This window comes from Bradyrhizobium sp. CSS354, assembly GCF_029051725.1.
GTDB lineage: Bacteria > Pseudomonadota > Alphaproteobacteria > Rhizobiales > Xanthobacteraceae > Bradyrhizobium.
In genome coordinates this window covers 42,031-66,146 of record NZ_JAACFU010000008.1, presented here as the reverse complement: position 1 = coordinate 66,146, position 24,116 = coordinate 42,031, and the positions used below count along the sequence as shown (strand labels likewise).

The 24,116-nt window shown below is 65.7% G+C and carries 19 protein-coding genes; 9 read left to right on the top strand and 10 right to left on the bottom strand.

The genetic code is table 11. The features are described 5' to 3' along the window. Positions 1-62 precede the first annotated feature (62 nt). Both GWG67_RS20565 and GWG67_RS20560 read right to left on the bottom strand, forming a co-directional pair. Complete coding sequence (locus tag GWG67_RS20565; RefSeq protein ID WP_275171138.1) at positions 63-2,738, bottom strand: glycosyltransferase; 2,676 nt, start codon at positions 2,736-2,738, stop codon at positions 63-65. A 214-nt stretch (positions 2,739-2,952) separates the two neighbouring features. Next, the gene (locus GWG67_RS20560) at positions 2,953-3,549 is read right to left on the bottom strand and encodes a beta-1-3, beta-1-6-glucan biosynthesis protein (RefSeq protein ID WP_275171137.1); all 597 of its coding nucleotides are present in this window, start codon (positions 3,547-3,549) and stop codon (positions 2,953-2,955) included. Positions 3,550-3,878: 329 nt separating this feature from the next. Here GWG67_RS20560 and GWG67_RS20555 point away from each other — a divergent pair, with 329 nt between their 5' ends. Further along, positions 3,879-5,438, top strand: coding sequence for a beta-(1-6) glucans synthase (locus GWG67_RS20555; RefSeq protein WP_275171136.1), 1,560 nt, complete (start codon positions 3,879-3,881; stop codon positions 5,436-5,438). On the opposite strand, the gene GWG67_RS20550 is transcribed toward GWG67_RS20555, so the two are convergent. Beyond that, on the bottom strand, positions 5,398-5,778 hold the full coding sequence (locus GWG67_RS20550; protein WP_275171135.1) for a hypothetical protein: 381 nt from the start codon (positions 5,776-5,778) through the stop codon (positions 5,398-5,400). The genes GWG67_RS20555 and GWG67_RS20550 overlap by 41 nt on opposite strands. 183 nt (positions 5,779-5,961) lie before the next feature. Between GWG67_RS20550 and GWG67_RS20545 the strand changes: the two genes are divergently transcribed. After that, positions 5,962-6,108, top strand: a complete 147-nt coding sequence (locus GWG67_RS20545; protein WP_275171134.1) for a hypothetical protein — start codon at positions 5,962-5,964, stop codon at positions 6,106-6,108. 24 nt (positions 6,109-6,132) lie between these two features. On the opposite strand, the gene GWG67_RS20540 is transcribed toward GWG67_RS20545, so the two are convergent. After that, complete coding sequence (locus GWG67_RS20540) at positions 6,133-6,288, bottom strand: hypothetical protein (protein ID WP_275171133.1); 156 nt, start codon at positions 6,286-6,288, stop codon at positions 6,133-6,135. Positions 6,289-6,397: 109 nt separating this feature from the next. Further along, on the bottom strand, positions 6,398-7,735 hold the full coding sequence (locus GWG67_RS20535) for a hypothetical protein (RefSeq protein WP_275171132.1): 1,338 nt from the start codon (positions 7,733-7,735) through the stop codon (positions 6,398-6,400). Positions 7,736-7,909: 174 nt separating this feature from the next. On the opposite strand from GWG67_RS20535, the gene glmU reads away from it, so the two are divergent. Then, a complete protein-coding gene (gene glmU, locus GWG67_RS20530; RefSeq protein WP_275171131.1) occupies positions 7,910-9,265 on the top strand; it encodes a bifunctional UDP-N-acetylglucosamine diphosphorylase/glucosamine-1-phosphate N-acetyltransferase GlmU in 1,356 nt (451 codons plus the stop codon). Between the two features lie 6 nt (positions 9,266-9,271). Here glmU and GWG67_RS20525 read toward each other — a convergent pair whose 3' ends face one another. Then, complete coding sequence (locus GWG67_RS20525; RefSeq protein ID WP_106944786.1) at positions 9,272-9,490, bottom strand: hypothetical protein; 219 nt, start codon at positions 9,488-9,490, stop codon at positions 9,272-9,274. Positions 9,491-9,709: 219 nt separating this feature from the next. Between GWG67_RS20525 and glmS the strand changes: the two genes are divergently transcribed. The 3 genes from glmS (at position 9,710) to GWG67_RS20510 (ending at position 13,357) form a co-directional block, all read left to right on the top strand. Continuing rightward, positions 9,710-11,536 carry a glutamine--fructose-6-phosphate transaminase (isomerizing) gene (gene glmS / locus GWG67_RS20520; RefSeq protein ID WP_275171130.1) on the top strand — a complete coding sequence of 609 codons (1,827 nt, stop codon included), beginning with the start codon at positions 9,710-9,712 and terminating at the stop codon, positions 11,534-11,536. Between the two features lie 88 nt (positions 11,537-11,624). Continuing rightward, entirely contained in the window at positions 11,625-12,395 is a 771-nt protein-coding gene (locus GWG67_RS20515) for a DUF502 domain-containing protein (protein WP_275171129.1), read from the top strand. A 104-nt stretch (positions 12,396-12,499) separates the two neighbouring features. After that, entirely contained in the window at positions 12,500-13,357 is an 858-nt protein-coding gene (locus GWG67_RS20510) for an NAD(P)-dependent oxidoreductase (protein WP_275171128.1), read from the top strand. 28 nt (positions 13,358-13,385) lie between these two features. On the opposite strand, the gene GWG67_RS20505 is transcribed toward GWG67_RS20510, so the two are convergent. Then, on the bottom strand, positions 13,386-13,901 hold the full coding sequence (locus GWG67_RS20505) for an AAA family ATPase (protein WP_275171127.1): 516 nt from the start codon (positions 13,899-13,901) through the stop codon (positions 13,386-13,388). Positions 13,902-14,148: 247 nt separating this feature from the next. Between GWG67_RS20505 and panE the strand changes: the two genes are divergently transcribed. Continuing rightward, entirely contained in the window at positions 14,149-15,078 is a 930-nt protein-coding gene (gene panE / locus GWG67_RS20500; RefSeq protein ID WP_275171126.1) for a 2-dehydropantoate 2-reductase, read from the top strand. Here panE and recG read toward each other — a convergent pair. Then, positions 15,075-17,183 (bottom strand): ATP-dependent DNA helicase RecG, encoded by a 2,109-nt coding sequence (gene recG / locus GWG67_RS20495; RefSeq protein WP_275171125.1) that lies wholly within the window; start codon positions 17,181-17,183, stop codon positions 15,075-15,077. The two genes, panE and recG, sit on opposite strands and share 4 nt — an antisense overlap. Positions 17,184-17,367: 184 nt before the next feature. Between recG and GWG67_RS20490 the strand changes: the two genes are divergently transcribed. Beyond that, complete coding sequence (locus GWG67_RS20490; RefSeq protein ID WP_275171124.1) at positions 17,368-17,658, top strand: succinate dehydrogenase assembly factor 2; 291 nt, start codon at positions 17,368-17,370, stop codon at positions 17,656-17,658. Beyond that, positions 17,655-21,173 carry a transcription-repair coupling factor gene (mfd, locus tag GWG67_RS20485; protein WP_275171123.1) on the top strand — a complete coding sequence of 1,173 codons (3,519 nt, stop codon included), beginning with the start codon at positions 17,655-17,657 and terminating at the stop codon, positions 21,171-21,173. The genes GWG67_RS20490 and mfd overlap by 4 nt, the downstream gene beginning before the upstream one ends. A 126-nt stretch (positions 21,174-21,299) precedes the next feature. Here mfd and GWG67_RS20480 read toward each other — a convergent pair whose 3' ends face one another. Both GWG67_RS20480 and GWG67_RS20475 read right to left on the bottom strand, forming a co-directional pair. Further along, positions 21,300-22,526 carry a GGDEF domain-containing protein gene (locus GWG67_RS20480; protein WP_275171122.1) on the bottom strand — a complete coding sequence of 409 codons (1,227 nt, stop codon included), beginning with the start codon at positions 22,524-22,526 and terminating at the stop codon, positions 21,300-21,302. Positions 22,527-22,611: 85 nt separating this feature from the next. Further along, positions 22,612-24,114: a class I adenylate-forming enzyme family protein gene (locus GWG67_RS20475; protein ID WP_275171121.1), complete on the bottom strand. Its 1,503-nt coding sequence runs from the start codon at positions 24,112-24,114 to the stop codon at positions 22,612-22,614. Between the last annotated feature and the right edge of the window lie 2 nt (positions 24,115-24,116).

Genomic DNA, 24,116 nt, shown 5'->3' with positions numbered 1-24,116 from the left:
CCATCCACGCCGAAGAACCCGCGACGTTCGCCGATAGGCCGGATGCCGCGTTCGGAGCCCCGTCAGTTCGCCTCCCGCCGGACCTCGCTTGGCACCGGCACTTGCTGCGGCGTGCCGGCGGGGGTCGGCAGCGCGACCGGACGCAGGCCGATCAGCTCGGCGGTGCGGATCGCGCTGTCGCGCCAGAACTGGAACGAGTTGATGCGGCTGAGCTCGAGGATGGCGATGGCGACCGCAGCCAGGAACGGCAGGCTTTGGAGCACCAGTACGCCGGCGAAGATGTAGATCTCGGTGATCTGGCGATAGCTGTTGGAGGCCACCAGCACGCCGGCGCCGATCAGGAGCAGGGCGCCGATCACGGCCTCCCAGAACGCCTGGAACTCGATCGACATCCTGGACAGGCCGCCCTTGGACGTGCGCGCGAACGCAATGTGCTCGGTGATCAGTCCCTGCGCCACCGCGCGCGACACCGTCCACTGCACGCTCATCGCCGCGATCATCGCGCCCAGCATCTGGCCGGGCTTGATCGCGACGCGCGCACGGTACATTGACAAGAAGTGCACGAGCGAGACGATGAAAGCGCCGATGATCGGTAGCGTCAGGATCTTGTCGGGGATGGCGATGTCGGCGAAGGCGACGATCGGCACCCAGACGAGGTTGAGCAGCGCCACGACCACGCCGAGGCTTTCGGCACCCAGCCAGTTCAGCCAGCCCAGGCCATATTCGCGCTTCTGGTCGGGCGTCAGCCGGCTCCGCCCGGGCAGGAAGTTCCGCCAGTGCTTCTTGACGATCTGGAGGCCGCCATAGGCCCAGCGGTGACGCTGCTTCTTGAAGGCCTCGTAGGTGTCGGGGAGCAGGCCCTGGCCGTAGCGGTGGTTGGTGTAGTGCGTGGTCCAGCCGAGCTGCTGGATGGAAAGGCCGAGATCGCTGTCCTCGCAGATCGTGTCGGACGACCAACCGCCGGCCATGTCCATCGCGGCGCGGCGGATCAGGCACATCGTGCCGTGCACGATGATGGCGTTGGTCTCGTTGCGCTGGACCATGCCGATGTCGAAGAAGCCGGCATATTCGCCGTTCATGATGTAGTGCATGATCGACAGGTCGCCGTCGCGATGTTCCTGCGGCGCCTGCACCAGGCCGACACTGGGATCGGCGAACGCCGGCACGAGGTCCTTGAGCCAGTCGGGATCGACGACGTAGTCGGCATCGAGGATGCCGATGATCTCGGCGTCGACGGCGGTGCGGTCCATCGCGATGCGCAGCGCACCGGCCTTGAAGCCCTGCACCTTCTCGGCGTTGATGAACTTGAAGCGTTCACCGAGCGCGCGGCAATGGTCCTGGATCGGCTGCCAAAAGGCAGGGTCCGGGGTGTTGTTGATGATGACGACGCATTCGTAGTTCGGATAGTTCAGCCGCGACAGCGCATCGAGCGTCTGCTTGAGCATCTCGACCGGCTCGAAATAGGCGGGAATGTGGATCGAGACCTTCGGGCAATAATTCTCGGGCACGTTGTCGACCGGCTTGCCTTTCGTGAGCAGCCGCTGCGGCGGCCGGCCGAACGCGACGGCCGCGATCTCGTCGATGCGCGCCATCGCGATCAGCACGAGGGGAACAAGCAGGATCATGCCGAGCGTGAGCGCGAAGGCGGAGCCGAAGATGAAATAGTGTCCGTTCCAGAACGCGAACACGGTGGCGGCCCAGGCGCCGACGCCATTGGCGGTGGCCGACAGTAGGAACGCCTGCTTCGCCGTCGGCTGCTGCAGCCGCAGGATCGGCAGCGAGAGCAGGATTCCGACCAGGAGGGCGACGCCCATCAGCTTCCAATAGTCGGGATTCTCCACCGGCCCGGTCCAGGCGAATTTCGGCTCGCGGCTGGCGTTGAGGATGCCCCAGTACGGACCGACGCCGCCTTCGAAGTATTTCCAGGGCTGATCGATGGCCTCGACGATGTTGTATTCCATGCCGATGGCGTCGGCGCGGCTGACGAAGTTGCGCAAGGTCAGCGCCTGCTGGAACGGACCGGGGTCGGCGTTGCGCAGATTGTAACCCGCGCTCGGCCAGCCGAACTCGGCGATCACGATGCGCTTGCCGGGGAACAGGTTGCGCAACAGATTGTAGCGGTCGACGGCCTGGTCGACCGCCTGGTCCGAGCGGAAGTTTTCCCAATAGGGCAGCACGTGGGCGGCGATGAAGTCGACGTTGGAGCCGAGGTCGGGATTGTCGCGCCAGATGTTCCAGATTTCACCGGTCGTGACGGGCACGCGGACCGAGCCCTTGACCTTCTTGATCATCTCGATGAGGTCTTCGACCTTCTGCTCGCCGCGATAGATCACCTCGTTGCCGACGACGACGCCGTTGACGTTGCTGTTCTTGCGGGCGAGCTCGATGGCGGCCTTGATCTCGCGCTCGTTGCGATCCTTGTCCTTGTCGATCCACGCGCCGACGGTGACCTTGAGGCCGAACTCGGCCGCGATCGGCGGCACCAGTTCCACGCCGCCGGTGGACGAATAGAGGCGGATCGCGCGCGTCATCGTCGACAGCGTCTTCAGGTCGGCGCGGATTTTCTCCACCGACGGAATGTTGTCGATGTCGGGGTGAGCCGAGCCCTCGAACGGCGCGTAGGAGACACTGGGCAGCAAGCCTTTGAAGTCGGGCGCGGGTTCCTTGTCGCGCAAGACTCCCCAGAGGCCGGCGTGGAGCGCGGACACAAGCAACAGAACGGCGGCGACAACCCGCATCGCGGCTAAACCAAAAGGGGCTGAGGGGGCAGGGAAGCGGATCCGACCCCGAGATCCGACCAAGTCCGCGGCAAATGGAGCATACCTCTGCCGCGCGGTTTCACAACTGTCATCGCCTCATGACCGTATGAGGGCATGCACATTTCGAAATTCGCAGCAGTGCCAATTGCCTCTATCGCCGATCGTTCCTGAACGGAGGCTGAAACAATCGCGGCTATTTCGGGGGCGCCGGTGACGGGCTTGCCGCCGGCGAGGGGCTCGCGGCCGGCTGCGGCTGCGCATTGCCCGCTGCCGGCGCGGCCGGCTGCGAGGCCGCGGCCGCGGCCGCCGCCTGCTGCGGCTGCGACGCCGGGTTGATCCAGCAAGCGTGCACGCGGCTGTCCAGGGTCTCGGCGACCTTGGGATCGATCTGGCCGCCGAAGCGGGTCAAGCAGCGGAAGGCGGCCTGGATGTGGCCGCCGGGGCAGCCGAAGCGATCGTAGAGGTCGAGATGGCGGAATGCGGTATCGAGGTCATCCCGCCACATCAGCCGCACCACGCGCCGGCCGAGCCAGACGCATTCGGGGTTGCCGGCCGGACCGCTGATGACCTGGGCTGCTTCGGCGAACTCGTCGGTGCGGCGCTGGTTCTGGGCGGCATCCTTGGCCGCGTCGGCGGGCTGGGCGGCTGCCTTGCTCTGGTCTGGAGCGGGCGTGCCGCTCTGGGCGGAGGCCGCGCCGATACCAATCAGGATGACAAGGGAAGAAACGGCCAAGGTGGCGGCGAACTGCCGCAGGACCGCATTTCGTAACTCGAACACCCGTTGCCGCATGAATTCCCCAATATATCACTGACCGTCCGCGTCAGGACCTTCGCGGACGCGCCCGGTGATGGCGTCCAAATGGGTCTCCAATGCGGCGGAAAAGTCCTCCCGAGTCCATGGCCTGAATCTGGAAATTTGTCCAGCAAAGTCACGATGCTAGGCCTCGGTCGAACGGCCGCAGGTAAATTCCTCAGGGGAGGGATGGATCCATAACGGAGTCACCCCCTTGGCAGACGCCGTGCTAGCAGGTAATCGACGGCCCTTCGCGGAGGACGGAACCGATTTCTCTTCGTACGCCACTGGCGCTTCTGCTCGTTTCATTGGGTGCGATCGCTGCCGTGTGGTGGTGGCTTGCCACGCCGATCTCGCTCGCGCGCGCCCCGATCGATCCCGCCGACAAGGTCCAATGCGTCTCCTACGCGCCGTTCCGCGGCGAGCAGTCGCCGCTGAACGCATGGACCCATATCGAGGCCGACCAGATCGAGCAGGACCTGCGCCAGCTCAAGGAGATCACCGACTGCGTCCGCACCTATTCGATGGAGAACGGGCTCGACCAGGTGCCGGCGATCGCGGCCCGGATCGGCGGGCTGAAAGTGCTCCAGGGCATCTGGCTCTCCAGCAACCGCACCAAGAATTTCGAGCAGGCGGCGCTCGCCATTCGTCTTTCCAAGGATTTCCCCGGAATCATCACCAGCATCATCGTCGGCAACGAAGTGCTGCTGCGCGGCGAGATGACGACCGCGGACCTCGTCTCCATCATCCGCTCGGTGAAGGCACAGGTCAGCGTGCCCGTCACCTATGCCGATGTCTGGGAGTTCTGGCTCAGGAATCGCGAGATCTATGACGCCGTCGACTTCGTCACGATCCACATCCTGCCCTATTGGGAGGACTTCCCGGTCAAGGCGAAGTTTGCCGCCTCCCATGTCGAACAGATCCGCGAGCGCATGGCGGTCGCATTTCCCGGCAAGGAGATCCTGATCGGCGAAACCGGCTGGCCGAGCGAAGGGCGCATGCGCGAGGGCGCGCTGCCGTCGCGCACCAACCAGGCGCGCGTGGTCTCGGAGATCCTGAGCCTGGCGAAAGCGCAGAAATTCCGCGTCAATCTGATCGAGTCCTACGACCAGCCGTGGAAGCGCAAGCTGGAAGGCACCGTCGGCGGCTATTGGGGCCTCTATGACTCGGTGCGCCGGAGCCTCAAATATCCGCCGGGCCAGCCGATCAGCAATTTCCCGTACTGGAAATGGTACATGGGCGCCGGCATGGGCCTCTGCGTGCTGGTGTTCGCGGTGGCCGGCCTGACGTTGCGGCGCAGGCCGTGGACGCCGCGCTTCTCGGCCTGGCTCGGCGTGGCGATCTCGGCGACCTCGGCCGGCATCCTGCTCGGGATCGGCGCCGACAAGATGTACTACGAGAGCTACGGCATCGGCGGCTGGCTGCTGTGGGGCACGCTGCTGGCGGCCGGCATCCTGTCGCCGATCTTCTGCGCGCAGGCGATGGTGATCGGCCGCAGCCTCCCGACCTTTCTCGATCTGCTTGGTCCGCGCGAGGGCCGGAAATGGTCGAAGCTCACCGCTGTGCTCGGCTTGACGCTGGCAGTGACGGCGGTGATTGCGGCGCAGACCGCACTCGGCTTCGTGTTCGATCCGCGCTACAAGGATTTCCCTTACGCTGCGCTGACGATGGCGGTGGTGCCGTTCGCGCTCCTGATGCTGAACCGGCCGCAGATCGGCCAGCGTCCGATCGCGGAGTCCGTCTTCGCCGGCGTGCTGACGCTGTCGGCGGCCTATGTGCTCGTCAACGAGGGCCGCGATAATTGGCAGTCGCTGTGGACCTGCGCGATCTACCTCTTGTTCGCGCTCACGCTGTGGCGGGCGCGGGCCGAGCAAATCCAAGAATGAGCAGGCCGATCGCCAGGCCCGACAGCACGACATTGTAGAGCACGATGCCGAGGCCGGCGGCGATGATGCCGACGGTGAGCAGCACGATCGACGGCCGCATCAGGTTCAACGTCGCCACCACCAGCGCGACGATACCGAACACTGAATTCTTGAACAGCACGGTCGCGACCGATCGCGCCTTGCAGACCAGGGTCTGAAGCCCGGCGTCGCAGGCGAGACCGACCTGCGAGTTTTCGATTCCGAGGTAGCGCAGATAGAGCGCATAGCCGACGCTGGCGAAGCCGACGACGATCAGGAACTGCACCTGGTAGGGCGTGAGGCGGAAGGGCTTTTTTGTCATGGTGGCAATATGGTCGGGAAGGCGCGGGCGGGCAACAGGGAAGGTGACTTTATGTCGATCGCGGGCCCTTGCGGAATGAGCAAGGCGGCCGCGCCCGGCCCGAACTTATCCAGGAACAGGCGGGGGTCGCGCAGGTTTGAAACGGTGTGACCGCGCAACGCATGCTGCATGCAAGGAGCGAGCATGGAAAAGCCAACTCGGGAGCAACTGGACGAACTCAAGAGGCTGAGCAAGGAAGCTCGGGTCGAGGATTGGTCGGAACTGGTCCAGTCGAGGGATGAAGCTGAGAACCGCATTCGCGACCTGAAGGAAAAGGCGCGCATGGAGTAAGTGATTGCGTGCGCCGATGAGGCATCAAGGCCGATTTTGCACCGGCCGGTTCTGGTCCCTCAGCCGACGTTCGTATTTTTCGGCCAAGGCCAGCAATCGCTTCTTGATGTGGGGGTCGGCCTGTTCGGCCAGCTCGCGGATCAGCGCGAGGTGCTCGCGCAGAAACGTCTCGTCCGCCATCTCCGCTCCGAATCATTATTCGTCGCGGATACTGCCGTCTTGGGTCGGAGGCCTTCGTATCGTTTGATACGTCGGACGCGAGATGGTCTTCGCAGAGCGGATGCCGCGTCTACCGCCTGAAGAACGACGACAGCGTCGATCCCGCCGACGCGGTCTCCGGCTTCGGCTGTGCGGCCGGCTGCGCCGCAGGAGCAGGCGCGGGCTCCTCGCGCTTCGATGAGCGTTTTGAGGAATAGCTGCGGCGATGCTTGTCGGGCTTCGCGGTGGGCGCGGGCGCCGGGACGGTCTCGGCTTGCGGCACCGAGTCCTGGTTCTTATCCGAGTTCTTCTCTTGAACTCGATCCTGAGTCTTTTCTTGTTTTTCCTGCCCGCCGCGCATTGACAGCCGCTGGCCGTCGAACACGGTGGTCTCGCAGTGGCGGTCGTTCTCGGCGAGGCCGGCGCAGAGTTTTGCTGCGGCCGCTGCGTTGATCAGCGGGCCGGCACCGAGGCGGAGCTGCATGCCGAGGCCGGTGTTGCCTTCCTTGATCATGATGATCGGCCGCAGCGCTGCGATCTCAGGATTGGATTTGGTGACCCCGCGCCACAATGCGCGCAGGCCTTCGAGCGAGTTGGCGCCACCGAGATCAATCGCAAAGCGCGTCTGCTGGACCGCGATCGCGGGAGCCTCGCTTTCGGCGGCCTCCGGCGGCTTGGCTGGTGCAGCGGCGACTTCGATGGGCGCGGGCGCCGGATCGGGCTTCTTCTCGGCAGCTTTCTCAGTGGTCTCGGGCTGAACCAGTTTCGGGGCGGCCGGATCGGGCGGCGCCATGATCGATTTGGATGGGACCAGCGGAAGCATCGGCAGTGCCGAATTCGTTGCCGGCAACTGCGCGACCAGCGAGGCCGCGGCCGCGCTTTGTGGCGGCGGGCTCGATGGCTCCTTTGCAGCCTCTGCGCGCGGCTTGTCGTTGGCCAAAGCCGGTGTCGAGGCGACCGGCCCGATGCCGGGCGCCGGCGGCCCGATCAAAGCCGGCGCGTCCTGAGGTTTCGCAACGGATGCCTGCGGCGGCGTTGTCGTCTGCTTGGCGATGGCGCCGGTGACGGAATCCAGCCCTTGCTCTAGCACGGTGACGCGCGAATAGAGCCGGTCGCGATCGGTGTTCAGCGTCTCGATGGCGGAGGCGAGGCGTCGGGCCTCGTTCTGGCTCTCCTTGGTCAGCATCTGGAGCCGGTCGGCCTGGCGCGCGAGATCGGCGGACGCAACCTGGTCGCGCCGCCAGCCGAGCTGGGCCTGGTTGGCGAACACGGCAATCACCACGGCGCCGACGGCCGCCACGCCCCATGAGCCCAGCCGCCACATCATGCCGCGATCGAACGAACTCTCCTCGGCTACAAGTCCGGAGAACAGCCCGCCGGTCTCCTTGTCGCCGAAGGCATCCGCCAGTGGGTCGGAATCCTTTGCCATGAACGTTAAGTGCCCAACCCCTGTCCGGCTTCCCCGAATCAATCAGGGAACATTAACAGGAAAAGCGTGTCGCACTTGAACTCCGGGCGTTTGCGGGGGTAGCAAGGCGATAGCTGATGAGGGCGGCCCGTCGCCCGCTGGCGCCGATCGATTCGGCCGATTGACAGGATTTCGATGACCGCCCGTTCCAGCCTCACGATCGTGCTCGCCGCCGGCGAAGGCACGCGTATGCGCTCACACCTGCCGAAAGTGCTGCATCCGGTCGCGCACCAGAGCCTGCTCGCCCACGTGCTTGCCGCGGCGCCCAGGGGAACCGGCACCTCGCTCGCGGTCGTGATCGGACCCGACCATCAGGCGGTGGCGGACGAAGCAAAGCGCATCCGCCCCGACGCGCTCACCTTCGTGCAACAGGACCGGCTCGGCACCGCGCATGCGGTGCTGGCGGCGCGTGATGCCATTGCGGGGGGCGTGGATGATCTGCTGATTGCGTTCGGCGACACGCCGCTGATCTCGGCCGAGACCTTTGCGCGGCTGCGCGCGCCGCTCGCCAACGGCGCGGCAATTGCGGCGCTCGGCTTCCGCGCCGCCGATCCCACCGGCTATGGCCGCTTCATCGTCGAGGGCGACCGCCTGGTCGCGATCCGCGAGCAGGCGGATGCCAGCGCAGAGGAGCGCAGGATCGAGCTGTGCAATGCCGGGGTCATGGCGATCGACGGCCGCCGCGCGCTCGCGATCCTCGAGAAGATCGGCAATGCGAATTCCAAGGGCGAATATTATCTGACCGACGCGGTCGGCATTGTCAGCGAACAGGGATGGGATGCCGTGGTGATCGAAACCAGCGAGGACGAAGTGCGCGGCATCAACACCAAGGCGCAGCTCGCCGAGGCCGAAAGCGTGATGCAGGCGCGGTTGCGGAAAGCGGCGATGGAGGCCGGCGTCACGCTGATCGCGCCTGACACCGTCTACCTCGCCGCGGATACCGTGTTCGGCAAGGACGTGACGATCGAGCCGTTCGTGGTGATCGGCCCCGGCGTTTCGATCGGCGACGGCACGGTGGTCCATTCCTTCTCGCATATCGTCGAGACCAAGCTCGGCAACAAGGTCTCCATCGGCCCCTATGCGCGGCTGCGGCCCGGCACCTCGCTCGGCGACGGCGCGCGCATCGGCAATTTCGTGGAGACCAAGGCCGCGACGCTGGAGGCCGGCGTCAAGGTCAACCATCTCTCCTACATTGGAGACGCCACAATCGGTGCCAATTCCAACATCGGCGCCGGCACCATCACCTGCAACTACGACGGCTTCAAGAAGCACAAGACGATCATCGGGCAGGGCGCGTTCGTCGGCACCAACTCCTCGCTGGTCGCACCGGTGACGATCGGCAACGGCGCCTATATTGGCTCGGGCTCGGTGATCACGCGCGACGTGCCTGATGACGCCATGGCGCTGGAGCGCAGCCCGCAGACCATCCGCGACGGTGGCGCGGCGCGCTATCGCGAGATGAAGACGGGTGGCAAGAAGCCGGAAAAATGAGCGCCGCTATTCGTCGTCGGCGAATTCCGAGAAGATCGCGCGAGTCAGGCGCCAGCCGCGCGGCTTGGCACGCTTCGCCGGCTCGCCGGCGACGTGCTTGATGAAGACGGGCTTGCTTTCCTTGCCGCGCTGGGGCGGCGGCCAGTGCGCAAGGTGCGTGCCGGTAGTCTCGCTGGCGCGCACAGACATCGATGACAGACTTTTGCGGTCGGATGAGCCTTTCATGGCCTCTCTCCTTGATACGCGAGGGTTGGCCAAATTTGTTGACAACAAGTTAACGCGCGCGGTTTATGGCCCAGCCAGTTCGACGCAGGCGAGGCTCGTTGCCGTCGGTGCTGTCTCAATCAGCAATAATTATTGAGTATCTGGTTCCTTAGGAACTTCGCTAAAAACCGAGCGCGTCGTTTAGGCGATTTTTCGACGATTTGGGGGATAGTGATCCGCATGTGCGGGATTGTCGGCATTCTCGGGCGCGAGCCGGTTGCAGAGCAATTGGTGGATTCGCTCAAACGTCTTGAATATCGCGGCTATGATTCCGCGGGCGTCGCCACGCTCGAAGGCAAGCATCTCGAGCGCCGCCGCGCCGAGGGCAAGCTGAAGAATCTGGAGAAGCGGCTGGAAGCCGAGCCGCTCAAGGGCACGACCGGAATCGGTCACACCCGCTGGGCCACCCACGGCAAGCCGACCGTGAACAATGCGCACCCGCACGCGACCGAGCGTGTCGCCGTGGTTCACAACGGCATCATCGAGAATTTCCGCGAGCTGCGCGAGGAGCTCGAGAAGAAAGGCACGGTGTTCCACACCCAGACCGACACCGAGATCGTGCTGCATCTCGTCGACGATCTGCTCACGCGCGGCAACAAGCCGGTGGAAGCGGTGAAATCGGCGCTGGCGCGGCTGCGCGGCGCGTTCGCGCTCGGCTTCATCTTCGCCGGCGAGGACGATTTGATGATCGGCGCCCGCAACGGTCCGCCGCTCGCGATCGGCTATGGTGACGGCGAGATGTATCTCGGCTCCGACGCCATCGCGCTCGGGCCGTTCACCGACACGATCAGCTATCTCGAGGACGGCGACTGGGTCGTGCTGACCCACACGAGCGCTGCGATCTTCGACAAGGACGGCCACGCCGTCCAGCGCGAGAAGACCAAGCACGCCGCCTCGACCTCGCTGGTCGACAAGGCCAATTACCGCCACTTCATGGCCAAGGAGATCCACGAGCAGCCGGAAGTGGTCGGCCACACGCTGGCACGCTATGTCGACATGGCGACCGAGCGCGTCTCGCTGCCGGTCAAGCTGCCGTTCGACTTCAAGAATATCCAACGCATCAACATCACGGCCTGCGGCACCGCGAGCTACGCCGGGTTCGTCGCAAAATACTGGTTCGAGCGTTTCGCGCGCGTGCCGGTCGAGGTCGATGTCGCTTCCGAATTCCGCTACCGCGAGGCGCCCTTGCGCAAGGGTGATCTCGCCATCTTCATCTCGCAATCGGGCGAGACCGCCGACACCTTGGCTGCGCTGCGCTACGCCAAGGCCGAAGGCGTGCACACGGTGGCCGTCGTCAACGTGCCGACCTCGACGATCGCGCGCGAAAGCGAGACCGTGCTGCAAACGCTGGCCGGCCCGGAGATCGGCGTCGCCTCGACCAAGGCCTTCACCTGCCAGCTCATGGTGCTGGCAAATCTTGCGATCGCGGCCGGCAAGGCCCGCGGCGAACTGTCCGACGAGGACGAGACCAAGCTCGTCCACGGGCTCGTCGAGATCCCGCGTTTGATGTCGGATGCGCTCACCACCGAGGTCCAGATCGAGAAGCTCGCCCGCGAGATCGCCAAATCGCGTGACGTGCTCTATCTCGGCCGCGGCACCAGCTTCCCGCTCGCGCTCGAAGGCGCGTTGAAGCTGAAGGAGATCTCCTACATCCACGCCGAGGGCTATGCCGCCGGCGAGCTCAAGCACGGGCCGATCGCGCTGATCGACGAGACCATGCCGGTCGTCGTTATCGCGCCCTACGACCGTGTGTTCGAGAAGACCGTCTCCAACATGCAGGAGGTCGCCGCTCGCGGCGGCAAGATCATCCTGATGACCGATGCCAAAGGCGTGGCGGAGGCGACCGTCGAGTCCCTCGTCACCATCGTCATGCCTGATATGGCGGCAGCGTTCACGCCGATGGTCTATGCCGTCCCCGTTCAGCTGCTCGCCTATCATACGGCGGTGATCATGGGGACCGATGTCGACCAGCCGCGCAATCTCGCGAAATCCGTGACGGTGGAATAGGCAGAAGGGCCGGGCCGGAACGCTTCGTGGTCTTCCAAAACCTGCTAGAAGACCCTAGCTTGGACGAAGCGACCGACCTGGAACCCGAATGAACCCCCGTGACGACGCGCCTGCGCCTCTTGATCCCCTGCCGGAGCCGCATACCGGCCTGATGGGCCGCTTCCGCAATTATTTTCTCACCGGTCTCGTGGTGACGGGACCGGTCGCGGTCACCTTTTATCTGGTCTGGTGGTTCGTCACCTGGGTTGATGGCGTGGTGCGGCCGTTCGTGCCGCTGGCCTACCGACCCGAAACCTACATGCCGTACGTCATCCCCGGATGGGGACTGATCGTCGCATTCTTCACGCTGACTCTGGTCGGCTTCCTCGCGGCCAATCTCATCGGCCGAACGCTGGTCGATGTCGGCGAGACCTTCCTCGGCCGGATCCCGGCGGTGCGCGCCATCTACCGTGGCCTGAAGCAGGTGTTCGAGACGCTGTTCTCGGGCAAGGGCTCGAGCTTCCGCAAAGTCGGCCTGGTCGAGTTTCCCTCGCCGGGCATGTGGTCGATCGTGCTGATCTCGCAATCGCCGAACGAGGATGTCTCCCGCAGCCTGCCGGGTCAGGAGGAGCACGTCTCGGTGTTCCTGCCGTGCTCGCCGAACCCGACGACCGGCTTCTTCTTCTACGTGCCGAAGAGCAAGATCGTCGAGGTCGACATGAGCACCGAGGACGCCGCGACGTTGATCATGTCGGCCGGCGTGGTGCAGCCGGGCTCGGCGCCCGATTCGAAGAAGGCAGCGGCGCTGGCGGGCATGGCGAATGCCGCGCGTATTGCCAACGCCTCGGCGCTCCAGCCTCAGCCTGCGAAGGTGGAGTAGGGCCATTCCTCTGCGGGATGGCCGCCGATCACGCGGGCGTCCCGTCCTCTGCTAGTCTCCGGTTGAACCGAGCGCATTGCTCGGAATTCGATCTGGAGTGCACGATGTCCAAAACCATTGCGATCCTCGCGCCCGGTGCCATGGGCAGTGCGGTGGCCCAACGTCTCGGCGAGCACGGTGCGCGGGTGCTGACGTCGTTGAATGGGCGGAGCGAGGCGACGCGCAAACGCGCGGCGGATGCCGGCATGATCGGCGCCGAGGACGACGCGATCGCGGACGCCGACATCATCCTCTCGATCGTGCCGCCGGGCGAAGCCGTGGCGCTCGCCGAGCGGCTGGCGGGGCTGATCGTCCGGCGCGAGAAGAAGCCGGTCGTGGTCGATTGCAACGCCGTCAACGTCGATACCGTGATGAGGATCGAGGAGATCATCGGCTCGGCACAGGCGCCGTTCGTCGATGCCGGCATCATCGGGTTCCCGCCCCAGCCCGGCGGCAAGAGCCCGGCCTTCTACATGTCCGGCGAGCACGCCAAGGACGTCGCCGTGCTGAAGGATCTCGGGCTCGACGTGCGGATCGTCGAAGGGCCGGTCGGCGCCGCGTCCGCGCTAAAAATGTCCTACGCCGGTATCATCAAGGGCCTCGCCGGGATCGGCTCGGCGATGGTGGTCGCGGCAACGAAAGCGGGCGCGGCCGATGCGCTGCGCGACGAACTCGCACTCAGCCAGCCCGCGGTTCTGGCCCGGCTCGAAGTCGCGCTGCCGGACATGATCCCGAAAGCCTATCGCTGGGTGGCGGAGATGCGGGAGATTTCCGGCTTCCTCGGCCCCGATCATCCGGCCAGCCAAGTTTACGAAGGCTTCGCGCGCTGGTTCGAGCATCTCGCCGAGGACGCGAAAGGCGAGGCGGCGGATACCGACCTGATGAAGGCATTCGCCGCGCGTATCGCGCAGAAGAAATCCTGATCGTCCGGTCTCACGTCACGGCCGTCGATCATGTGCCGTGCACCGAATCCAGAAAACCCTGGATGTCCCGATCGCGTCTCAAGCGCACGACCGGGACGTCAGCACCGTACTGCACACGCTCGGCCTCGATCACAGGCGCGCGCTCGGTGTCGTAGCGCCACGCCTCGCGCATCAATTTCCAGTCGAACTGTTCGGGACACCCCTCCGGGAGGTCAGGCCGGGTCTTGTCGCGATCGAGGGCGGAGCGCAGGAGAATGCGCCACTGGCAGAGCCAGCGCGGGCGGTCGATGACGACCAGCGTATCGGCACGCGCGAGTGTGAGATCGAATGCGAGTCCCGAGAAGCTGCCGTCGACAACCCATTCGTCGCCCGCGATCGCATCGGTGACACGCGCCCGGAAGCTCGGTTTGTCGGATGGCTTCCATCCCGGCCGCCAGTAGAGCACGTCGAGATGCACCACGGGCAGCCCGAGCATTCGCCCGAGATTCCGGGAGAGGCTCGTCTTTCCGCTGCCCTGACAGCCAACGACGATGATCCGGCGCATGATGGGAAGATTTCACAAAGCCAGCCGCGACGAAAGGGGGAGTCTTAAGAGCCGGGCTTATCCGCATCGTCATTGCGAGCGAAGCGCAGCAATCCAGAGTCCCTCGGCGGAAAGATTCTGGATTGCTTCCGCCTTCGCTAAAGCTTCGGCGGACAAGTCGCTTCGCTCGCAATGACGGGGAGGAGACGACGCGTGGCCCATCTGTTATTGTTTCTGCGGAGGCAATTCCTCCGCAACGGGAGTTCGAATGAGAGTACTTGTGATCGGCGCGGGAGCGCTTGGAGGCTATTACGGATCGCGCCTGGTCCGAGCCGGCGGCGACGTGACCTTTCTGGTGCGGGCCGGGCGTGCGGAGCAATTGCGGCGGAATGGATTGCAGGTCGTGAGCCCGCACGGCGACTTTGCCGTACAGCCGAAGGTCATCCTGGCCAACGATCTCAAGGAAACGTTCGACGTCGTGCTCGTCGGGGTGAAATCCTACTCGCTCGACGATGCGATGGCTCAGTTTGCCCCGGCGGTTGGCGCCAACACGATGATTTTGCCGATCCTCAACGGGTTGAAACATGTCGACGCACTGACTGTGCGGTTCGGCGCCGCGCAGGTGCTCGGCGGGCTTGCGAACGTCAGTGCCGGGCTCGATGCGGATGGCCGTGTCGTTCAGTTCATGGCCAATCAGACCATCGTGTTCGGCGAGATCGAGGGTTCATTGAGCGAGCGTGTGCTGGCCCTGGAGACGCTGCTGCACGTGCCCGGTATCGACGTGCGCGCCAGCGAAGCGATCATGCAGGACATGTGGGAGAAATTCGTCCAGCTCTCGACGCTCGCCGGCATCACCTGCCTGATGCGTGCAAGCATCGGAGACATTCTGGCCGTGCCGAACGGCGAGCAATCCATCTTCCGACTGTTCGCCGAATGCTGCGCCGTCGCGACCGCCTCGGGTTTTGAGCCGCGAGCGCCTTTCATCGAGTTTGACCGAAAACTGTTCACGACTCCAGACTCTCCGCTCAAGGCCTCGATGCTGCGTGATATCGAGCGTGGCTCGATCACCGAGGCCGAGCATATCCTTGGCGATATGGCCAATCGCGCCCGTATGCTCGGCATCGACACGCCCCTGCTGGATCTCGCCCGGGCGCATGTGGCGGCCTACGAGATCGGGCGGCAGAGAGCGGTCAGCTAACCCGCCCCGATCAGCGGGATCGCTTCGTCCCGCTCATACAGATACAGCAGGCATCGCAGCGCCTCGCCGCGCTCGCCCTTGAGCTTCGGATCGTCCTTCAGGATGCGCAGCGCCTCGTCGCGGGCCTGGGTGATGAGCTGGCCGTGCACCTCCGAGCGGGCGATGCGGTAGCCGGGCAGGCCGCTCTGGCGCACGCCGAGCACATCGCCTTCGCCGCGCAGCTTCAGGTCTTCCTCGGCGATCCGAAAACCGTCGGTGGTCTCGCGGATCACCTTCAGCCGCGCCTTCGACATCTCGCCGAGCGGCTCGGAGTAGAGCAGCAGACAGGTCGAGGCCTCCGAGCCGCGCCCGATGCGGCCGCGCAATTGATGAAGCTGGGCGAGGCCAAAGCGTTCGGCGTTCTCGATCACCATGATGGTCGCCGCCGGCACGTCGACACCGACTTCGACCACGGTGGTCGCGACCAGCAGGCCGATCTCGTGGGCGGCGAACTGGCCCATGACGCGGTCCTTCTCGGTACCCTTCATCTGGCCGTGGACGAGGCCGACGCGGTCGCCGAAGCGCTTCTGCAGGCTTTCGAAGCGCTTGGTCGCATTGGTCAGGTGCTCGGTACCTTCGGCCTCGGATTCCTCGACCAGCGGGCAGATCCAGTAGACCAGCTTGCCAGATTCGACCGCGCGGCCGATGCTGTCGGTGACCTCGCCGAGACGGCTCATCGAGATGGTGCGGGTTTCGATCGGCTGGCGTCCGGCCGGCTTCTCCCTGAGCTCGCTGATGTCCATGTCGCCGAAATAGGTCAGCACCAGCGTGCGCGGGATCGGCGTTGCGCTCAGCACCAGCACGTCGACGGCCTCGCCCTTTGACGTCAGTGCCAGCCGCTCGCGCACGCCAAAACGATGCTGCTCGTCGACGACGGCGAGGGCGAGATCACTGAAGATCACGTCGTCCTGGATCAGCGCATGGGTGCCGACGAGCAGGTCGATCTCGCCGGCTTCGAGGTGTGCCAAGAGTTCCCGCCGCTCCTTGCCCTTTTCGCGGCCGGTGAGGATCGCGACCCGCATGCCCGCGCGCTCTGCGAGCGGCGCGATGGTCTTGATGTGCTGACGGGCCAAGATTTCGGTCGGCGCCATCAGGGCGGCCTGCTTGCCGACCTCGGTGACGGCAGCGGCGGCGAGCAGCGCGACCACGGTCTTGCCGGAGCCCACGTCGCCCTGGAGCAGACGCAACATGCGCACCGGCTGTTGCAGATCATTGGCAATGGCCGCCGCAGCATCGCGCTGGGAGATCGTGAGCGCGTAGGGCAGGGCGTCGATGATCTTGTTGCGGAGGTGCCCGTCGCCGGCGTTGCGCACACCGGCCGGGCGACGCAATTGGGCGCGGATCAAGGCAAGGGCCAGCTGGCCGGCGAGCAACTCGTCGAAGGCGAGCCGGGACCAGAACGGCTGGTCGGGCAGAATGTCGGTGAGCTCGACCGGCTGATGCACGCGGGTGAGCGCCTCGGCGATCGGCGGGAAGCCGCAGCGGCGCAGCACTTCCGGACTGATCCATTCCGGCAGCGCCGGCAGCTTTTGCAGCGCCTGCGCGACCGCGCGGCGCAGCGAGCCGAGTGCAAGGCCTTCGGTCAGGGGATAGACCGGATCGATGCCGGAGAGTTTTGAAATCGCCTCCTCGTCCAGCACCCGGTCGGGATGCACGATCTGTGGGATGCCGTCGTACATCTGGAGCGTGCCGGAGACGAAGCGCTTCTCGCCGATCGGCAGCAGCTTCTCGACATAGCCGGGCTTTGCGCGGAAGAACGTCAGCACGACGTCGCCGGTATCGTCGCTGGCGTAAACCAGATATGGCGCGCGCGCATTGCGTGGCGGGGGCGGGCGGTGGCGGTCGACGGTGACCTCCAGCGTCACCATGGTTCCCTGCACGGCATCGACGATCTGCGGCCGGGCGCGGCGGTCGATGACCTGGCTCGGCAGATGCAGCAACAGATCGACCAGCCGCGGCGTCTCATTGCGGCTGAGCAGATATTGCAGCAGCTTGTCCTGCTTCGGACCGACGCCGGAGAGGCTGGTCACGGGGGCAAACAGCGGATTGAGCAGGCTGGGGCGCATCAGGCGAACCTAGGATCGTTTTCGCTCGTCATGCCCGGCTTTATGCCCAGCATCCACGTGTTTTTTCGTGTCCCCGCGGCGGCAGCGGGCCATGACAAATCGAGGGCTGACAGGGCCCGCCCGAGTGGCTATATCACCCCGGCCCGGCACGTCCGGGCTTTTGGCGTTTGACTGGAATTGAGACATGACGGGAACGACACGATCGAGCAACGGGCTGGACGACCGCCGCAAGCGGCTTCTGTTCCGCTGCTGGCACCGCGGCACGCGCGAGATGGACCTGATCCTCGGCCGCTTCGCGGATGCCGAGATCGGCAATCTGTCCGATGACGAACTGACGCAGCTCGAGACCCTGCTCGAAGAGGCCGATCCCGACCTCTATGCCGCCATCACCGGCGACAAGGTGCTTCCCGCCGAAGTCATCGGCCCGCTGTTTGCGCGCATCAAGGCGTTTCCGATCGCGGACCGCGACGTATGAAGCAGGGGATGAAATCGCCGGCCGAGCTGCTCACGCCCGGCCGCGCGCTGACGCTTGCCAATGTCGCCGAGGGCGCCGAGGGCCTCGTCGTTTCCGATCTCGCGCGCGCCATCGCGGCGCGGCCGAAGAAGCCGGCTGTCAGCCTCGCGGTGATCTGCCGCGACGGGCCGCGGATGCAGCAGCTCGAACGTGCGCTGCAATTCTTCGCGCCCGATTTGCCCGTGCTGACTTTCCCCGCCTGGGACTGCCAGCCCTATGACCGCGTCTCGCCGCATGGTGGCGTTCTCGCCCAGCGCCTGACGACGCTGGCACGCCTGGCGTCACTGACCGGCAGCGACAAGCCCCTGATCGTGCTGACCACGGTGAACGCGGTCGTACAGCGCGTGCCGGCGCGCGAGCTCGTCGCGGCGCAGGCGCTGTCGGTCGCGCCGGGCAACGTCGTGCCGATGGACACCATCGTCGCCTGGCTCGAGCACAACGGCTACAACCGCTCCTCGACCGTGCGCGAGCCCGGCGAATACGCCGTGCGCGGCGGCATTCTGGACCTGTTTCCGGCCGGCCTGGAACAGCCGGTCCGCTTCGACTTCTTCGGCGACAGCCTGGAATCGATCCGCACATTCGATGCCGAGACTCAGCGCACGCTGCTCGATATGCGCGCGCTCGATCTCGTGCCGATCTCCGAATTCCAGCTCGTCACCGACACCATCCGCCGCTTCCGCATGGGCTATGTCGCCGAGTTCGGCGCGCCCGAGCGTGACGATGCGCTCTACGAGGCCGTCAGCGAGGGCCGCCGTCATCCCGGCATGGAACATTGGCTGCCGCTGTTCCAGGACCGGATGGACACGCTGTTCGACTATCTGCAAGGGGCAGCCGTCGCGATCGAGCCGCAGGCCGAGGATGCCATCCGCGAGCGCTTCAAGCAGATCCTCGATTATTATCAGGCGCGCCGCGACGCGATGGAGCATCCGGGCGGCGGCGCCATCTACAAGCCGCTGCCGCCTGACAGGCTCTATTTGACTGAGGAGGAATGGGGCAAGCGCGAGAGCGGGATGCCGCTGGTGCGGCTGACGCAGTTTTCGGTGCCTGCAGATGGTACCAGCGTGGTCGATGCCGGCGCACGCAAAGGCCGCGACTTCGCGCCGGAGCGCAACGATAGCAAGGTCAACGTCTTCGAAGCCGTCGTCGCACATGTGCATGGGCTGCTGACAAGCCGCAAGAAGGTGGTCATCGCGCTCTGGACGGAGGGCTCGCGCGACCGCATGACCTCGATGCTGCGCGATCACAAGCTCACCCCAGTGACCAGCGTCAACAGCTGGCGCACGGTGCAGGCCACCCCGCGCAACGAGACCATGCTGGCCGTGCTCGGCCTGGAAAGCGGTTTCGAGACCGACGAGATCGCTGTTATCAGCGAGCAGGACATCCTTGGCGATCGCCTGGTCCGGCCGCGCAAGGCGAACCGCAAGCTCGACAATTTCATCTCGGAGGTGACGAGCCTCGCCGCCGGCGACATCGTGGTCCACGTCGATCACGGTATCGGCCGCTTCATCGGCCTGCAGACGCTCGACGTCGCCGGCGCGCCCCATGACTGCCTCGAGCTGCATTATGCCGCCGAGACAAAACTGTTCCTGCCGGTCGAGAACATCGAGCTGCTGTCGCGCTATGGCTCCGACCAGACCACGGTCGAACTCGATCGTCTCGGTGGTTCGGGCTGGCAGACGCGCAAGGCCAAGCTCAAGAACCGCATCCGTGAGATCGCGGGCGAGCTGATCAAGATCGCTGCCGAGCGCCACCTGCACGAGGCGCCGAAGCTGCCGGTGCAGCCGGGCCTCTACGACGAGTTCTGCGCGCGCTTTCCTTATGACGAGACCGAGGACCAGCTTGGCGCGATCGAGTCCACGCTGAAGGATCTCGAGCTCGGCCGTCCCATGGACCGGCTGATCTGCGGCGACGTCGGCTTCGGCAAGACCGAGGTGGCCTTGCGCGCCGCCTTCGCCGTGGCGCTGGAAGGCAAGCAGGTCGCGGTCGTGGTGCCGACCACGCTGCTCGCCCGTCAGCACCACAAGACGTTCACCGACCGTTTCAAGGGTTTCCCGGTCCAGGTCGCGCAGGCCTCCCGCCTGGTCCCGGCCAAGCAGCTCAATCTGGTCAAGAAAGGGCTCACCGACGGCTCGGTCGACATCGTCGTCGGCACCCATGCGCTGCTCAGCAAGTCGATCAAGTTCAGGGATCTCGGCCTGCTGATCGTCGACGAGGAGCAGCATTTCGGCGTCACCCACAAGGAGCGGCTGAAGCAGCTCCGCGCCGAGGTTCACGTGCTGACGCTGTCGGCGACGCCGATCCCGCGTACGCTTCAATTGGCGCTCACCGGCGTGCGCGAGCTCTCGATCATCGCCTCGCCCCCCGTCGACCGCCTCGCGGTCCGTACCTTCGTCGCCCCGCACGACCCCTTGATGATCCGCGAGGCGCTGCTGCGCGAGCGCTATCGCGGCGGCCAGGCGTTCTACGTGGTGCCGCGCATCGACGACCTCGCCGAGGTCAAGGACTTCCTCGACAAGAACGTGCCGGAGATGAAGGTCGCGGTCGCGCACGGGCAGATGCCGCCCGCCGTGATCGAGGACATCATGACCGCGTTCTACGACGGCAAGTTCGACATCCTGCTGTCGACCACGATCGTGGAATCCGGCCTCGACATCCCCAATGCCAACACGCTGATCGTGCATCGCGCGGACATGTTCGGCCTCGCCCAGCTCTATCAGCTCCGCGGCCGCGTCGGCCGTTCCAAGCTGCGGGCCTATGCGCTGTTCACGCTGCCGGCGCAGCAGAAGATCACGGCGCAGGCCGAGCGCCGGCTCACCGTGCTGCAATCGCTGGAGACGCTGGGCGCGGGGTTCCAGCTCGCCTCGCACGACCTCGATATCCGCGGCGCCGGCAACATTCTGGGCGAGCAGCAGTCCGGCCATATCAAGGAGGTCGGCTTCGAACTCTACCAGTCGATGCTGGAGGAGGCGATCGTCAACCTCAAGGCCGGCGTGTCCGAGCCCGCCGCCGATCGCTGGTCGCCGACCATCACCATCGGCATGCCCGTGCTCATTCCGGAAGACTATGTCGGCGATCTCTCGGTGCGGCTGTCGCTCTACCGCCGGCTCGCCGACCTCGACAGCGAGGAGGAGATCGAGAATTTTGGCGCCGAGATGCGCGATCGTTTTGGTGTGCTGCCGGACGAGGTGCGCTATTTGTTCAAGGTCGCCGCGATCAAGGCGTTCTGCCGTCAGGCCAATGTCGGCAAGATCGATGCCGGCCCGAAGGGCGCCGTTATCGCCTTCCGCGACAATTCCTTTGCCCATCCCGATCGCCTGGTGAGCTTCATCCGCAGCCACGGCCAGGCCGCGAAGGTGCGGCCCGACATGAAGGTGGTGTTCCTGCAGGATTGGGAAACGCCGGAAGAGCGTCTGGCCGGCACCACCGAGATCATGCGCCAGCTGGCACAGCTCGCGCAGAGCAAGAAGGCGGCGTGAGGCTTCAGGTCTCACCACGTCATTGCGAGCGCAGCGAAGCAATCCAGACTGTTCCCCGCGGAAAGATTCTGGATTGCTTCGCTACGCTCGCAATGACGGTGTTTGTTGCAGCAGCTCGCGAGGTACCTACGACGCCGCGCGCGACGCGTCGGCCGACAGCCGTCCGAGCAGCGACCTTGCCGTATCCGACGGCGACAGCGAATCCACCGAGACGACGGGATCGCTGCGCATCTCGTGCTTGCCGTTCGAGGTGTGCCGCATCACCGCGGAGAGACGGCGGGCGATCATGTGCGCGGTGCGGAAGTCGGTCTCCGCGAACACGACGATGACAGAACCGTCCTTCTGCGCCGCGCCAAAATCCATCTGCCGCATCAGGCGGCTGAGAATGCGCGCGGCATCGAGCTGGGCGCGGGAATTGCCGGGGTCGAAGGCGAAGCGCGCGACCGAGAGGCCGCCGCCGCGGGCCAGCGTCTGCTCGACAGCCTTGGCAAAATCGCGCGCAAAAGCTTCCACCGTGAGCAGGCCACTGCGCGGGTCGAGCCAGCCGCCGGCATCGATCGAGCGCAGCGTGCGGCTCAGCTGAGCTTCCATCGCGTGCTGGCGGATCAGGGGCAGTGCGTTGGCGGCGACTTTCGCCGGCTCGCCCGGGATCAGTTCGAGATTGGGCAGGTCGTAGGTCTGCGTCAACTGATGCGCGGTGAGGATCACGGGCAGGCTGCGGAAGCGGGTGTCCTCGGCGAGCACCGTGAGGAAGGCATCGGTCACGCGGGCGGTAAAACCTTCGGCGAGCACGACGCCGTCGAGGTCGCGGGTGTTGAGATGCTTGGCCGCGGCCTCGATCGAGAGCGCTCCCACCACGCCGACGCGCTCGCCGAGCGCGACGGAAAGCGCAGGGTAAGCCGCGCCGCGGCCGATCAGAAGCACCGTAGCATCGCGTGCGGGATCGGCCTCCGGCAGTGCGACCTTCACCTCCGGCAGCCGGCGCAGCACCGTGGCGTGGAGCGTGCGAATGCGCAGCGCGGCGCGAAGCCGCGCGATCAGGCGTTCGGAATGGCCAGCGCGCGAGGAGGAGAAAGGCAGGGCGTTGTGCGGGAGCGCGCCCGCCGCATCCAGCGCCACGAAGGGGAGGTAGGGTGATTGCTCCGCGATCTTCCTGGCGAGCAACGCCAGATGCGGCTCGTGCCCGGCATGCATCGCGGCGAGAACCACGGCCGGCTGCACCTCTTCGACCGCGCGCACCGCGCCGGCCCAGCCGGTGTCGATCACGGGGAAGAATCGCGCCTCGTCCAGCGCCGCAATGAAGGCCGGCCGTTCGCCATTGGACACAAACAGGATCGGGCCAGCCTGGGACATCGAGAGACTCTGATCACGCGACAGGTGCCGCGCAATCTAGTCCGGCCGCCTTAATGCAGCGTCAATGGAACGGTCGAAACTTCGCTTAGACCGGCCCGGATCGATCGCGAAAAGCTTCGACCATCAGCGGGTTAAGCCCGAGTTCGCTGAGCGCCTCGCGGGCGCGGGCATTGTCCTGGGCGCGGCCCGCGAGCCGGTGACCGGAGAGCCGGTCGGGCAGCGCGGTCAGCAGCGCACCCTGGCCGAGCCGTCGCGCCCATTCCTGGAGGTCGTTGGAGAGGAAGCGGTAGCCGCCGACCGCCATGATCCCGGAGGGCGGCGCGGTGATGCAGATCGCGCCGCTGGGACGGTCGAGCCGCGCGGCATAGCCGGTATCGACATAGTCGCGTGGCGGCTGCGCGATCAGGGTGTCGCCGACCGGCGGCGGCGGGGCGTAGGCCGCGATCGGCACCATCGGGCCGCGCAGGCCGAGCGTGCCTTTCGGCGTCAGCAGAATCTCGCCGGCGATCGACGAACCCGACTGCTCGCGCGGCGCGCCGTGCGGTCCCGGCATCACCGGCACCGGCATGCCGTCTTCGCCACGCCGGGCGCCGAACAATCCGGCCTCGCCGAACAGATAGACGTCCGTGAACGGCGCGTGCGGCGCGATCCATGCCTCGCTCGCCGCCACCTGCTCGGGGGCGCGCCACAGGCCGATGACGTTGCGCAAGGTCGGCATCCGCGCCGCGAGATCGGAATCGCCGAGCCGCTGGGCAAATTGCGCCGGTGCGATCAGCACGTCGCATTCGTGCGCGTTGATCTGCTGCTCCAGCACGTCGTTCTCGAACGGATGATGCAGCGCCAGTGTGCCGCCGCACAGCAGCCACACCGCGAGCGAGGAGGCGAGCCCTGCGAACGACATCGGCGTGAACGCCGCCATCACGGTCGCGCCTTGCCTGATGTCGGCTTCCAGCGACATCGCGAGCCCACCGGCGATCAGGCTGAAATGCGGCCGTGGCACCGGACGAAAGCCTTCCGCGGTGACGTCGAAGGAGATCATCGCCGCCTTGCGGCCATCCTGAATCACGGCGCGCGCGGTGCCGGGCGGACGGGCCAAGACGTCGTCGAGCGAGGCCATGCCTTCGGGCAGGTCGGTGCCGAAGCCGCAGACATGGCGGATCGAGAAGGCTTCCGCGGCCGCATGCATTGCGAGGTCGGCATAGTTGACGCCGTCGACCTTGCTCATGGTGACGATGGCGCGCGCCGCGGTGCGGTTCAGAGCGGCGGTCAGTTCGGCATGGCGCCAGAGCAGCGGCAGCACGGCGACGACGAGTCCCGCGCGATGGGCGGCGAGGACGGTGAGTACGAACTCGACCGTATTCGGCAGCTGGATGGCGATGACGGAATTGGCCGGCAGGCCTGATTCGACGAAATACGCCGACAGCGCCTCGATGGCCGTGTCAGCCTCGGCATAGCTCATCCGCCGCGGCTGGTGCCCGGTCACGCGGAACTTGTTCAGCGGGTCGAGCAGAGCGGTCGCGTGCGGCTGCCGCATCAGCGTGCGCTGAAACAGCGTGTCGAGCGTCGGCGATACGGCTGGCTGGTTCACGG